Origin of the sequence: Pseudaquabacterium pictum (genome assembly GCF_005403045.1) — a bacterium.
GTDB lineage: Bacteria > Pseudomonadota > Gammaproteobacteria > Burkholderiales > Burkholderiaceae_C > Pseudaquabacterium > Pseudaquabacterium pictum.
On sequence record NZ_BJCL01000006.1, the window covers coordinates 290,227 to 302,866 of the forward strand.

A 12,640-nucleotide genomic window follows, 5' to 3' on the forward strand; every position below is an offset into this window, starting at 1 on the left:
CTGGCCCGGCTGGCAAGAACAAAAGGCGGCCTCGGCCGCCTTTTTTCATGGTGCGGCGGCAACCGGCGCCGCCGCAGCGCTCACATGCTGCGCCGGTACTGTCCGCCCACCTCGAACAGCGCGTTGGTGATCTGGCCCAGGCTGCAGCAGCGCACGGCGTCCATCAGCACGTCGAACACGTTGTGGTTGTCGATCACCGCCTGTTGCAGGCGCTTGAGCATGGCCGGCGCCTCGGCGGCATGGCGGGTGTGGAAGTCGGCCAGCCGCGCCAGCTGCGATTCCTTCTCGTCCGTGGTGCTGCGCGCCAGCTCGATCTGCTTCGGGTTCGGGTCTTCGTGCGGGTTGCGGAAGGTGTTGACGCCGATGATCGGGTACTCGCCGGTGTGCTTGAGCATCTCGTAGTGCATGCTCTCCTCCTGGATCTTGCCGCGCTGGTAGCCGGTCTCCATCGCGCCCAGCACGCCGCCGCGGTCGGCGATCTTCTCGAACTCGGCCAGCACCGCTTCTTCCACCAGCTCGGTCAGCTCGTCGATGATGAACGCGCCCTGGTTCGGGTTCTCGTTCTTGGCCAGGCCCCACTCGCGGTTGATGATCAGCTGGATGGCCATGGCGCGGCGCACGCTGTCTTCCGTCGGCGTGGTGATCGCCTCGTCGAACGCGTTGGTGTGCAGGCTGTTGCAGTTGTCGTAGATCGCGATCAGCGCCTGCAGCGTGGTGCGGATGTCGTTGAACTGGATCTCCTGCGCGTGCAGGCTGCGGCCCGAAGTCTGGATGTGGTACTTCAGCTTCTGGCTGCGCTCGTTGGCGCCGTACTTGTCACGCATGGCCACCGCCCAGATGCGCCGCGCCACCCGGCCCAGCACGGTGTACTCCGGGTCCATGCCGTTGCTGAAGAAGAAGCTCAGGTTGGGCGCGAAGTCGTCGATGTGCATGCCGCGCGCCAGGTACGCCTCCACGAAGGTGAAGCCGTTGCTCAGCGTGAAGGCCAGCTGGCTGATCGGATTCGCGCCGGCTTCGGCGATGTGGTAGCCCGAGATCGAGACCGAGTAGAAGTTGCGCACGTTGTGGTGCACGAAGTACTCGGCGATGTCGCCCATCACCTTGAGTGAGAACTCGGTGCTGAAGATGCAGGTGTTCTGGCCCTGGTCTTCCTTCAGGATGTCGGCCTGCACCGTGCCGCGCACATTGGCCTGGGCCCATTCGCGGATCTTGGCGATCTCGGTGTCGGTGGGCGCGCGGCCGTTCTGCTCGGTGAACTTGGCGATCTGCTGGTCGATCGCGGTGTTCATGAACATCGCCAGGATGCTGGGCGCCGGGCCGTTGATCGTCATGCTGACGCTGGTGCTGGGGTTGCACAGGTCGAAGCCCGAGTACAGCACCTTCATGTCGTCCAGCGTGGCGATGCTGACGCCCGAGTTGCCCACCTTGCCGTAGATGTCGGGCCGGCGGTCGGGGTCGTTGCCGTAGAGGGTGACGGAGTCGAAGGCGGTGCTCAGTCGCTTGGCCGGCATGCCTTCGCTCACCAGCTTGAAGCGCCGGTTGGTGCGGAAGGCGTCGCCCTCGCCGGCGAACATGCGGGTCGGGTCCTCGCCCTCGCGCTTGAAGGCGAAGGTGCCGGCGGTGTACGGGAAGCTGCCGGGCACGTTGTCCAGCATCAGCCACTTCAGCAGCTCGCCATGGCACTCATAGCCAGGCAAGGCCACCTTGCGGATCTTGCTGCCGGACAGCGTGGTGTGGACCAGGCTGGTGCGGATCTCCTTGTCGCGGATCTTCACCACGTACTCGTCGCCGGCATAGGCCTTCTGCATCTCGGGCCACTGCGCCAGCAGCCGGGCGGCGGCCGGGTCCTGCCGGGTGGCGCGCTGGTCGGCCAGGCGCAGCACGGTGTTCTTCGCGCCGTCCTTGGCGGCGTCGTCGGCCTGCAGCATGGCGGCGGTGGCACGCAGCTGCTGCAGTTCACGCGCCAGCGTGGCCTGCGCGCGCGCCCTGGCCTTGTAGCCGCGCACGGTGTCGGTGATCTCGGCGAGATACCGGGTGCGCGAGGCCGGCACCACCGGCGTCTGGTGGGTGCTGTGCCGGGTGTGGACCAGCGGCAGGCGGCCTTCGGTGAGCGGCAGGCCCAGTGCGCCCAGGCGGGTCTTCAGCGCCTGGTACAGCGCGGTCACGCCGTCGTCGTTGAAGCGGCTGGCCATGGTGCCGAACACCGGCATGGCATCGGGCATCACGTTGAAGGCTTCACGGTTGCGCTGCACCTGCTTGGCCACATCGCGCAGCGCATCGGCAGCGCCCTTGCGGTCGAACTTGTTGATCGCCACGAACTCGGCGAAGTCGAGCATGTCGATCTTCTCCAGCTGGCTGGCGGCGCCGAATTCGGGCGTCATCACGTACATCGGCACGTCGACCAGCGGCACGATGGCCGCGTCACCCTGGCCGATGCCCGAGGTCTCGACGATCACCAGGTCGAAGCCGGCCACCTTGGCCGCGGCCAGCACGTCGGGCAGGGCGGCGCTGATCTCGCTGCCGGTGTCGCGGGTGGCGAGCGAGCGCACGTAGACGCGGTGGCCCTGGCTCCAGGGGCCGATGGCGTTCATGCGGATGCGGTCGCCCAGCAGGGCGCCACCGCTCTTGCGGCGTGACGGGTCGATCGAGATCACCGCGATGCGCAGCGCGTCGCCTTGGTCCAGGCGGATGCGGCGGATCAGCTCGTCGGTCAGGCTGCTCTTGCCGGCGCCGCCGGTGCCGGTGATGCCCAGCACGGGCGCCTTGGCCTGCCTGGCCGCTGCATGCAGATCGGTCACCAGGGCGGCGTCGGCCTTGCCGTTCTCCAGCGCGGTGATCAGCTGGGCCAGGCAACGCCAGGCGGCCTCGGTGTGGCCCTGGATGGCCGACAACGCGGTGGGCGCATGGGCCGTCAGGTCGCGGTCGGCCCGCATCACCATCTCGCCGATCATGCCCTGCAGGCCCATGCGCTGGCCGTCCTCGGGGCTGAAGATGCGCACGCCGTGGCCGGCCAGCATGGCGATCTCTTCGGGCACGATCACGCCGCCGCCGCCGCCGAAGACCTGGATGTGCTCACCGCCGCGCTGCTTCAGCAGCTCGACCATGTAGGTGAAGTACTCGTTGTGGCCGCCCTGGTAGCTGCTGACGGCGATGCCCTGCACGTCCTCCTGCAGCGCGGCGGTCACCACCTCGTCGACCGAGCGGTTGTGGCCCAGGTGGATGACCTCGGCGCCCATGCCCTGCAGGATGCGCCGCATGATGTTGATCGCGGCATCGTGGCCATCGAACAGGCTGGCGGCGGTGACAAAGCGCACCTTGTGCGTGGGCCGGTAGTTGGCCAGGGCCTGGAACTCGGCGGACAGATCGGTCATCGGGTTGTCTCCTGGATCGGGCGGCGCCGTGCATGGCGCCGGCAGGCGCTGAGTCTAGGCCGCCGGCCGCCGGTGCGTGATGGCGCAAACGCGCGGTGCCCTGAGCGGATTTGCCAGAATGCGCCGATGCCCAGCCCACCCGGCACCGACCGTCCGCGCAGCGTCTCCATCGCCTTCGTGCGCAGCGCCGTCCGTGCGCTGGATGCGGCCGCCCGCGCCACCGTGCTGGACGAGGCCGGCATCGCCCCCGCGCTGCTGGCCCAGCCGGGTGCCCGGGTGCCGGCCCAGGCCTTTGCACGGCTGTGGATGGCGGTGGCCCTGGCGCTGGACGACGAGTTCTTCGGCCTCGATGCCCGGCGCATGAAGGTGGGCAGTTTTGCCATGTTGTGCCATGCGGTGGCGGGCCAGCCGACGGTGGGCGCCGCGCTGCGGCAGGCGCTGCGCGGATTCGGCCTGTTCTTCGACGATCTGACGGTCAGCCTGCGGGTGGCCGGTGGCCAGGCGCTGCTGCAGATCGACAACCGCATCCGCACCCACGTTCACACCCACTTCCACGCAACCGCGGGCGATGCGGCCGATGCCCGCCGCTTCGCCGACGAGACCCTGCTGGTGATGCTGCACGGCCTGCTGTGCTGGCTGGCCGGGCGCCGGGTGCCGCTGGCCCGGGTGGACTGGGCCCATCCGCCGCCGGCCCATGCCGACGAGTACCGGCGCATGTTCGGCCCGCTGCAGCGCTTCGACGCCACGGCCACGGTGGCGGTGTTCGACGCCCGGGTGCTGGCGGCGGCGGCCACCGTCACCCCGGCCAGCCTGAAGGCGTTTCTGCGTGACGCGCCGCAGTCGGTGTTCCTCAAGCAGGTGGTGCCCACCGGCCTGGGCGACCGCGCCCGCCGCCTGTGCCGCAGCGCGCTGGACCAGGGCCAGGCCGCGCCCACGCTGGCCGAGCTGGGCCGGGCGCTGGGCCTGTCCACCGCCACGCTGCGCCGCCGGCTGGATGCCGAGGGCGCCGCCTGGGGTCCGCTGAAGGACGAGGTGCGGCGTGACCTGGCGCTGCAGCTGCTGGCCGAGCGGCGGCTGAGCGTGGCCGACATCGCCACCCGCCTGGGCTTCGAGGATGCCAGCACCTTCTACCGCGCCTTCCGCAAGTGGACCGGCAGCGCACCGGGCGCCTGGCGCAGCGCGCAGCAGGCCACGTTGCCGGCTGGATAGACTGCGTCCACCATGAACAAGGCCTTCACGAAAGAGCCCGAGGGCGACGCCGACGATGACGACGGCGGCCCCGGCCTGCCGCCGCTGCCGCCCGGCGGCAAGAACTACATCACGCCGGCCGGCTACCAGCGCCTGCGCGGCGAGCTGGTGGCGCTGATCGACGAGGAACGGCCGAAGATGGTGGAGACCGTCTCCTGGGCCGCGAAGAACGGGGACCGCAGCGAGAACGGCGACTACCTCTACGGCAAGAAGCGGCTGCGCGAGATCGACCGCCGCATCCGCTTCCTGACCAAGCGGCTGGACATCGCCGAGGTGGCCGACCCCAGCCTGCACCACGGCAACGACCAGATCTATTTCGGCGCCACCGTCACCTATGCCAACAGCCGGGGTGAGGAACGCACCATCACCATCAAGGGCATCGACGAGGCCGACAACCTGGCCGGCGAGGTGAGCTGGATCGCGCCGATCGCCCGGGCGTTGCTGAAGGCCCGCGAAGGCGACGAGGTGAAGCTGCAGACGCCGGGTGGCGTGGAGGTGCTGGAAGTGATCGCGGTCAACTACCCGGCGCCCGGCGGCTGACTCAGGGCTTGACGCGCGCCGCCCGCAGCACCGGCGGGCTGCGCTTGACGGTGCGCAGCACGTCGGCCAGGTGCTGGCGGTCGCGCACCGCCAGCAGCAGGGTCAGCTCGGTGGCGTCGTCCTGCTGGTCGTTGTCCATCTCGATGTGGCTGATGTCGGCCTCGGCCGCGCTGATGGCCTGGGCGATCTGGGCCAGCGCGCCCTTGCCGTTCTTCACCAGCAGCTTCACGCTGGTCTCGAAATGGCGGCTGGGCTGCTCGGCCCATTCCACCGCGATCCAGCGCTCGGGGTCGCGCTCGGCCAGGCGCTTGCCGGTGCTGCAGTCGGCGGTGTGCACCAGCAGGCCCTCGCCGCGGCCCAGGTAGCCGCGGATCTCGTCGCCCGGAATCGGCCGGCAACAGGTGGCCAGCACCACCGACGCACCCTCGGTGCCATCGATCACCACGCCCGGCGGCGGGGCGGCAGCGTCGTCGTTGCCGTCGACGGTGCTGCCGAAGCGGTTGAGTGTCAGCGTCACCGCATCCGGCCGCGCGCCGCGTTCGGCCATCAGCTGGGCCAGGCGCTTGGCCACGATGGTGGCGATCTTGCGGCCCAGGCCGATGTCGACCAGCAGGTCGGCCCGGCTGCGGTTGCCGCTCCAGCGGATCAGCTGTTGCCACAGCGCCTGGGCGGGTGCATCGTCCAGCTCGGCCGATGGCATCAGCAGCCCCTCGGCCCGCAGCGCCTGGGCCAGCAGCTTGGCGCCCAGCTCGCTGGACTCCTCATGCTCCATGGTCTTGAGGAAATGGCGGATCTTGCTGCGCGCCCGGCCGGTGCGCACGAAGTTCAGCCAGCTCGGGTTGGGCCGTGCGCCCGGCGCGGTGACGATCTCGACCACGTCGCCGCTCTTGAGCTCGGTGCGCAGCGCCACCGGCTCGCCATTGAGCTTGGCGGCCACGCAGTGGTCGCCCACGTCGGAGTGGATGGCGTAGGCGAAGTCGACCGGCGTGGCCCCACGCGGCAGCGCCAGGATCTTGCTCATCGGCGTGAACACGTACACCGCCTCGGGCACCAGGTCGATCTTCACGTGCTCCAGGAATTCGGCCGCGTCGCGGGTCTCGTCCTGGATGTCGAGCAGGCTCTTGAGCCACATCGCGCCCAGGCGCTGGGCCTCACCGGCACCGCTGCCGTTCTTGCCGCCGGCCTTGGGATCATGCTTGTAGATCCAGTGGGCGGCGATGCCGGTCTCGGCCACGGCGTGCATCGGCTCGGTGCGGATCTGGAACTCCACCGCCGTGCCCAGCGGGCTGACCAGGGTGGTGTGCAGGCTCTGGTAGCCGTTGGCCTTGGGGATGGCGATGTAGTCCTTGAAGCGGCCCGGCACCGGCTTGTACAGCTGGTGCAGCGTGCCCAGCGCCAGGTAGCAGTCCATCAGCGCCGGCACCACGATGCGGAAGCCGAAGATGTCGTTCACCTGGGCGAAGCCGGCGTGCTTCTCGCGCATCTTGCGGTAGATGCTGTAGACCGTCTTCTCGCGGCCCGAGACCTGCACCTTGATCTTGCCGGCGGCAAAGCCCTTCTCCACCTCCAGCCGCACCCGCTCGACGATGTCGCGCCGGTAGCCGCGGGCGCGTTGCACCGCCTTGGCCAGGGCCGCATGGCGCCAGGGGTAGAGGTGCTCGAAGCTCAGCTCCTGCAGCTCGCGGTAGATCATGTTCAGGCCCAGCCGGTGGGCGATGGGCGCGTAGATGTCCAGCGTCTCGCGGGCGATGCGGCCGCGCTTGGCTGCAGGCATCGCCGTCATCGTGCGCATGTTGTGCAGCCGGTCGGCCAGCTTCACCAGAATGACGCGCACGTCGCGCGCCATCGCCAGCAGCATCTTGCGGAAGCTCTCGGCCTGGCCTTCCTCGCGGGTGCTGAACTGCAGCTTGTCCAGCTTGGTGAGGCCGTCCACCAGCTCCGCGGTGGGCGCGCCGAACTTCTCGATCAGCTCCACCTTGGTGATGCCGCAATCTTCCATCGCGTCGTGCATCAGCGCGGCCATCAGCGCCTGGGCATCGAGCCGCCAGTCGGCCACCAGGCCGGCCACCGCCAGCGGGTGGGTGATGTAGGGTTCGCCGCTGGCGCGGAACTGGCCCAGGTGCGCGCCGTCGGCGAACTTGTAGGCCTCGCGGATCTGCTTGACCTCGGCCTTGCTCAGGTAGCCCAGCTTGTCCTGCAGCGCGGCGAAGGTGGCGACCTCGTCCTGGGTGCCCGACGCGGGCGTGGTGCCGCGGTGCTTGGCCTGCAGCACGGCAGGCAACAGCAGTTCGGCGGCGAAGGATCGGATGCCCATGCACCCGAATTTAGCCTGCTTTGCCCAGGCGGCCGATCGGCAATGAGAAAGGGCGCCCGGAGGCGCCCTTGGCAGCGGTGCGGCGGCTGTTTACAGCGGCACGCGGCGCAGCATCTCGATGCCGACTTCACCGGCGGCGATCTCGCGCAGGGCGGTCACGCCGGGCTTGTTCTTGCTCTCGATCTTCGGGGCGTGGCCCTGGCTCAGCATGCGGGCGCGGTAGGTGGCGGCCAGCACCAGCTGGAAGCGGTTCGGGATCTTGGTGAGGCAGTCTTCGACAGTGATGCGGGCCATGGGCTTGCCTTCGGTTCAGTTCGGTGATGCTGGCAGGGAGATCCGGCGTCAGATCAGGGTCAGATCAAGTTGAGCGCCGAGAACACCTGGGATTTGTTGCGTTGCTGTGCGGCGTAGCGCAAGCGCTGCGAGTGCACGACGGTCTTCAGATCGAACAGCGCCGTCTCGAATAAACCGTTGATGATAACAAAATCGAAATGGCGCGCCTGCGCCACCTCCAGCCGGGCGTTCTCCATGCGGCGGGCGATCACGTCGGCGCCATCTTCGCCGCGGCGCTTCAGCCGCTGCTCCAGCTCGGCCCAGCTGGGCGGCAGGATGAAGATCAGGATGGCGTGGCCGAAGATCTGCTTGATCTGCAGCGCGCCCTGCCAGTCGATCTCCAGCACCACGTCCTCGCCGCGGGCCAGGCGGTCTTCGATGGCACGGCGCGAGGTGCCGTACAGGTTGCCGTGCACCTCGGCCCATTCGAAGAAATCGCCCTGCGCCGCCATCTGGCGGAATTCATCGGTGCCGACGAACCAGTACTCGCGGCCGTGCTGTTCCTGGCCGCGCGGCGCGCGGGTGGTGTGCGAGACCGACACGGCCAGATGGGAGTCGAGCTCCAGCAGCGCCTTGACCAGGCTGGACTTGCCGGCGCCGCTGGGCGCCGCCACCACGAAGAGGTTGCCGGGGGTTTCCATCGCGGGATTTTCACCCAGACCGGCGGCACCCCGGGCGGCGCTGAAGCGTCAGAACAGGAAGTACTTCTGCGCCATCGGCAGCACCGTGGCCGGCTCGCAGGTCAGCAGCACGCCGTCGGCGCGCACCTGGTAGGTCTGGGCGTCGATCTGCATCTGCGGCAGGTAGGCGTTGTGCACCATGTCGCGCTTGGTGACGGTGCGGTTGCCCTTCACCGCCACCAGCCGCTTGGCCAGGCCGTAGCTCTCGGCCACGCCGCTGGCCAGGCTGGCCTGGCTGACGAAGCTGATCGACGTGGGGCCGACGGCCTTGCCGAAGCTGCCGAACATCGGCCGGTAGTGCACCGGCTGCGGTGTCGGGATGCTGGCATTCGGGTCGCCCATGGCGGCGGCGGCGATGAAGCCACCCTTCAACACCACGCTGGGCTTGACGCCGAAGAAGGCCGGCTTCCACAGCACCAGGTCGGCCCACTTGCCCACTTCCACGCTGCCCACCTCGTGGGCGATGCCGTTGGCCAGCGCCGGGTTGATGGTGTATTTGGCGACGTAGCGCTTGACGCGGAAGTTGTCGTGGCGCTCGCTGGACTGGCCATCTGGGCCCGCCAGCGTGCCGCGCTGCTGCTTCATCTTGTGCGCCGTCTGCCAGGTGCGGATGATGACTTCGCCCACCCGGCCCATGGCCTGGCTGTCGCTGCTCATCATGCTGATCGCGCCCATGTCGTGCAGCACGTCCTCGGCGGCAATGGTCTCGCGGCGGATGCGGCTCTCGGCGAAGGCCAGGTCCTCGGCGATCGACGCATCGAGGTGGTGGCAGACCATCAGCATGTCCAGGTGCTCGTCCACCGTGTTGGCGGTGTAGGGCATGGTCGGATTGGTGCTGCTGGGCAGGAAGTTGGCCTCGCCCACCACCCGCAGGATGTCGGGCGCGTGGCCGCCGCCGGCACCTTCGGTGTGGAAGGCGCAGAGGCTGCGGCCCTTGGTGGCGGCGATGGTGTCCTCGACGAAGCCGCTCTCGTTGAGGGTGTCGCTGTGGATCGAGACCTGGATGTCGTGCGCTTCGGCCACGTTCAGGCACTGGTCGATGGCACTCGGCGTGGTGCCCCAGTCCTCGTGCAGCTTGAGGCCGATGGCGCCGGCCTCGGCCTGCTGGTTCAGGGCCTCGGGCCTGCTGGCGTTGCCCTTGCCCAGGAAGCCCAGGTTCATCGGGAAGGCCTCGGCCGCCTGCAGCATCAGCCGCATGTGCTCGGGCCCGGGCGTGCTGGTGGTGGCCAGCGTGCCGGTGGCCGGGCCGGTGCCGCCGCCGAGCATGGTGGTCACGCCCGAGTACAGCGCCTCGTCGATCTGCTGCGGGCAGATGAAATGGATGTGGCTGTCGATGCCGCCGGCGGTGACGATCATCCCCTCGCCGGCCAGGATCTCGGTGCCCGGGCCGATGACGATGTCCACGCCCGGCTGCACATCGGGGTTGCCGGCCTTGCCGATGGCGGCGATGCGGTGGCGCTTGATGCCGATGTCGGCCTTGACGATGCCCCAGTGGTCGATGATCAGCGCGTTGGTGATCACCAGGTCGGCGGCCTCGTGCGCACCGGGGCCGTTGGGCGCCTGGCCCTGGCCCATGCCGTCGCGGATGGTCTTGCCGCCGCCGAACTTCACCTCTTCGCCGTAGCCGCCGGCGCGCAGGGTGAAGTCGTCCTCGACCTGCACCACCAGCGCGGTGTCGGCCAGGCGCAGCCGGTCGCCCACGGTGGGGCCGTACATCTCGGCGTAGGCACGCCTGCCGATCGTGGCCATCACAAGGCTCCCTGGATCTGGCCGCGGAAGCCGAACACCTGCCGGGCGCCCGCGTAGTCGACCAGCTCGACCGTGCGTTGCTGGCCCGGCTCGAAGCGCACCGCCGTGCCGCTGGCGATGTTCAGCCGCATGCCGCGGGCGGCGGCGCGGTCGAAGCTGAGGGCGCCGTTGGTCTCGGCGAAGTGGTAGTGCGAGCCCACCTGGATCGGCCGGTCGCCGGTGTTCTGCACCACCAGGGTGTGGGTGCGGCGGCCAGGGTTCAGGATGTGGTCGCCGTCGTCGGTCAGCAGTTCGCCGGGGATCATGCGCTGCGCCTCACTTGCGCCGGGCCAGCCACAGGCCGGCGACGGCCACCGCGGCCAGCAGCCAGGCGGCGTCGGTGGCATGCCAGTGCGAGGCGCCCGGCAGGCCGTGGCCCTCATGCGCCTGCGCCAGACCGGCGCCTGCCATGGCCAGCAGGGCCAAGATTTGCTTCTTCATGGTGCGCTCCAGCAGCGTTTTGGCTGCGTTATGCAATGGGTTGGTGCACTGTCACCAGTTTGGTGCCATCCGGAAACGTGGCCTCGACCTGGATTTCCCGGACCATGTCGGCCACGCCGTCCATCACGTCGTCGCGGGTCAGCACCGTCTTGCCGTCGCTCATCAACGCGGCCACGGTCTTGCCGTCGCGGGCGCCTTCCATGATGGCGGCGGTGATCAGGGCCACCGCCTCGGGCACGTTGAGCTTCAGGCCCCGGGCCTTGCGCCGCTCGGCCAGCAGCGCGGCGGTGAAGATCAGCAGCTTGTCTTTTTCACGCGGGGTCAGATCCATGGTGTCGGCCTCAGCACATTCAGTGCCATCGTAACCAGTGCGACGCAGGTCGCCATCGGGGTGTCACCGCGCACCGGCAGGCAAGCCTGTCAGCAAAACTGCACAAAATGCAGGTCCGGCCTCAGAATCCCGGCGTTGCCGGGCGTGTGCGGTGACGCACACCGGGTCCACCCACAGGAGCAGACGCGCCGAGGTCAGGCGCCAGTGCCACCATGCAGCACGAGCAGAACGCGCCCGCTCCCCGCCCCTCGCTGCCCGAGGACACCCTGGGTGACAGCGCGGCCCTGATGCTGGACCTGGCCGCATCGATTCCGGGGGCGATGTTCCGGCTGTCGCGCTGGGCGGGCGGGCAGTGGCGCTTCACCTATGTCAGCCCGGGCATCGAGCCGCTGTTCGGGCTGACGCCGGCACAGGTCTGCGCCGACATCCGGGCCCTGGGCCGGGTGATCCTGCCGGAGGACCGCCCGCAGCACGACGCCACCATCCGCGCTGCACTGCTGGCCGGCCAGGCCTTCGAGCAGGAGTACCGCATCCGCACCGCCGATGGCGTGCTCAAGTGGGTGCATGCCCGCGCCAGGCCGCAGCCCGGCGGCGCCGGCGAGGTGGTGTGGACCGGGCTGCTCACCGATGTCTCCGACCGCAAGCAGCTGGAGGCGGTGGTGCGCGACAGCGAGGAGCGCTACCGCACCCTGTTCGAGACGGTGGCCCAGGGCGTGGTCTACCAGGACGCCGCCGGCCGCATCACCTCGGCCAACCCGGCGGCGCAGCGCATCCTGGGGCTGACGCTGGACCAGATGCAGGGCCGCCACAGCGTCGACCCGCGCTGGCAGGCCATCCATGAGGACGGCAGCCCGTTTCCCGGCACCGAGCATCCCGCCATGGTGGCGCTGCGCACCGGCCAGCCGGTGCACCAGGTGGTGATGGGCGTGCATGCGCCGAACCGCGGCTGCACCTGGTTGCTGGTCAATGCCACGCCGGTGCTGCGCGCCGGCCAGGCGCAGGAGGTGTACAGCAGCTTCGAGGACATCACCGAGCGGGTGCTGCTCAGCCAGGAGCTCAAGCGCCAGGCCAGCACCGACGACCTCACCGGCGTGGCCAACCGCCGCAGCCTGATGCAGCGCCTGGCGCTGGAGTTCGAGCGGGTGCGCCAGCCCGGCGCCGGCCACCGCTGTGCGGTGTTGGCGGTCGACCTCGACCTGTTCAAGCTGATCAATGACCGCCACGGCCATGCCGCTGGCGATGCGGTGCTGCAGCATGCGGCCACGCTGATGCGCCGCGTTACCCGCCAGCACGACCTGGTGGCCCGCAGCGGCGGCGAGGAATTCACCCTGGTGCTGCCCGACACCGGCCCGGACGAGGCCGCCGCCCTGGCCGAGCGGCTGCGCGCCAGCCTGCAGGCCCAGCCGCTGCAGCACCAGGGCCTGGCGCTGGTGGTGACGGTGAGCGTGGGCGTCAGCCAGATCCTGCCTGCCGATGCCAGCCTGGACGCGGTGCTGGCCCGCGCCGATGCCGCGCTGTACGCCGCCAAGGGCGCCGGCCGCAACCAGGTGTGCCTGGCACCAGCAGCGGGCTGAGCAGCCAGGCACCAGGCCCC

11 protein-coding genes are annotated in these 12,640 nt (G+C 69.5%); 3 read left to right on the plus strand and 8 right to left on the minus strand.

The genetic code is table 11. The features are described 5' to 3' along the window. Positions 1 to 80: 80 nt before the first annotated feature. Positions 81 to 3,371, minus strand: a complete 3,291-nt coding sequence (gene icmF / locus FFT10_RS14025; RefSeq protein ID WP_137733446.1) for a fused isobutyryl-CoA mutase/GTPase IcmF — start codon at positions 3,369 to 3,371, stop codon at positions 81 to 83. A gap of 126 nt (positions 3,372 to 3,497) precedes the next feature. Between icmF and FFT10_RS14030 the strand changes: the two genes are divergently transcribed. Both FFT10_RS14030 and greB read left to right on the plus strand, forming a co-directional pair. Continuing rightward, on the plus strand, positions 3,498 to 4,580 hold the full coding sequence (locus FFT10_RS14030) for an AraC family transcriptional regulator (protein ID WP_137733447.1): 1,083 nt from the start codon (positions 3,498 to 3,500) through the stop codon (positions 4,578 to 4,580). A gap of 12 nt (positions 4,581 to 4,592) precedes the next feature. After that, positions 4,593 to 5,159 carry a transcription elongation factor GreB gene (gene greB / locus FFT10_RS14035; protein ID WP_137733448.1) on the plus strand — a complete coding sequence of 189 codons (567 nt, stop codon included), beginning with the start codon at positions 4,593 to 4,595 and terminating at the stop codon, positions 5,157 to 5,159. Position 5,160: 1 nt separating this feature from the next. Here greB and FFT10_RS14040 read toward each other — a convergent pair whose 3' ends face one another. The 7 genes from FFT10_RS14040 to ureA all read right to left on the minus strand — a co-directional run bounded on the left by FFT10_RS14040 (position 5,161) and on the right by ureA (position 11,046). Continuing rightward, positions 5,161 to 7,473: a RelA/SpoT family protein gene (locus tag FFT10_RS14040; RefSeq protein ID WP_137733449.1), complete on the minus strand. Its 2,313-nt coding sequence runs from the start codon at positions 7,471 to 7,473 to the stop codon at positions 5,161 to 5,163. 90 nt (positions 7,474 to 7,563) lie between these two features. After that, positions 7,564 to 7,767: a DNA-directed RNA polymerase subunit omega gene (gene rpoZ, locus FFT10_RS14045; RefSeq protein ID WP_137733450.1), complete on the minus strand. Its 204-nt coding sequence runs from the start codon at positions 7,765 to 7,767 to the stop codon at positions 7,564 to 7,566. 59 nt (positions 7,768 to 7,826) lie between these two features. Then, positions 7,827 to 8,447 carry a guanylate kinase gene (gene gmk / locus FFT10_RS14050; protein WP_137733451.1) on the minus strand — a complete coding sequence of 207 codons (621 nt, stop codon included), beginning with the start codon at positions 8,445 to 8,447 and terminating at the stop codon, positions 7,827 to 7,829. Positions 8,448 to 8,495: 48 nt separating this feature from the next. Next, positions 8,496 to 10,235 carry an urease subunit alpha gene (ureC, locus tag FFT10_RS14055; RefSeq protein WP_137733452.1) on the minus strand — a complete coding sequence of 580 codons (1,740 nt, stop codon included), beginning with the start codon at positions 10,233 to 10,235 and terminating at the stop codon, positions 8,496 to 8,498. Then, on the minus strand, positions 10,235 to 10,540 hold the full coding sequence (locus tag FFT10_RS14060; RefSeq protein WP_137733453.1) for an urease subunit beta: 306 nt from the start codon (positions 10,538 to 10,540) through the stop codon (positions 10,235 to 10,237). The genes ureC and FFT10_RS14060 overlap by 1 nt, the downstream gene beginning before the upstream one ends. Before the next feature lie 10 nt (positions 10,541 to 10,550). After that, positions 10,551 to 10,715, minus strand: coding sequence for a hypothetical protein (locus FFT10_RS27655; protein WP_154694087.1), 165 nt, complete (start codon positions 10,713 to 10,715; stop codon positions 10,551 to 10,553). A 28-nt stretch (positions 10,716 to 10,743) separates the two neighbouring features. Beyond that, the gene (ureA, locus tag FFT10_RS14065; RefSeq protein ID WP_137733454.1) at positions 10,744 to 11,046 is read right to left on the minus strand and encodes an urease subunit gamma; all 303 of its coding nucleotides are present in this window, start codon (positions 11,044 to 11,046) and stop codon (positions 10,744 to 10,746) included. Between the two features lie 212 nt (positions 11,047 to 11,258). On the opposite strand from ureA, the gene FFT10_RS14070 reads away from it, so the two are divergent. After that, positions 11,259 to 12,620: a sensor domain-containing diguanylate cyclase gene (locus FFT10_RS14070; RefSeq protein WP_137733455.1), complete on the plus strand. Its 1,362-nt coding sequence runs from the start codon at positions 11,259 to 11,261 to the stop codon at positions 12,618 to 12,620. Positions 12,621 to 12,640 lie beyond the last annotated feature (20 nt).

Bases quoted from the DNA above. Each gene is read 5' to 3' on its own strand.
- icmF (WP_137733446.1), bottom strand. From the start codon at position 3,371: ATGACCGATCTGTCCGCCGAGTTCCAGGCCCTGGCCAACTACCGGCCC.
- FFT10_RS14030 (WP_137733447.1), top strand. From the start codon at position 3,498: ATGCCCAGCCCACCCGGCACCGACCGTCCGCGCAGCGTCTCCATCGCC.
- greB (WP_137733448.1), top strand. From the start codon at position 4,593: ATGAACAAGGCCTTCACGAAAGAGCCCGAGGGCGACGCCGACGATGAC.
- FFT10_RS14040 (WP_137733449.1), bottom strand. From the start codon at position 7,473: ATGGGCATCCGATCCTTCGCCGCCGAACTGCTGTTGCCTGCCGTGCTG.
- rpoZ (WP_137733450.1), bottom strand. From the start codon at position 7,767: ATGGCCCGCATCACTGTCGAAGACTGCCTCACCAAGATCCCGAACCGC.
- gmk (WP_137733451.1), bottom strand. From the start codon at position 8,447: ATGGAAACCCCCGGCAACCTCTTCGTGGTGGCGGCGCCCAGCGGCGCC.
- ureC (WP_137733452.1), bottom strand. From the start codon at position 10,235: ATGGCCACGATCGGCAGGCGTGCCTACGCCGAGATGTACGGCCCCACC.
- FFT10_RS14060 (WP_137733453.1), bottom strand. From the start codon at position 10,540: ATGATCCCCGGCGAACTGCTGACCGACGACGGCGACCACATCCTGAAC.
- FFT10_RS27655 (WP_154694087.1), bottom strand. From the start codon at position 10,715: ATGAAGAAGCAAATCTTGGCCCTGCTGGCCATGGCAGGCGCCGGTCTG.
- ureA (WP_137733454.1), bottom strand. From the start codon at position 11,046: ATGGATCTGACCCCGCGTGAAAAAGACAAGCTGCTGATCTTCACCGCC.
- FFT10_RS14070 (WP_137733455.1), top strand. From the start codon at position 11,259: ATGCAGCACGAGCAGAACGCGCCCGCTCCCCGCCCCTCGCTGCCCGAG.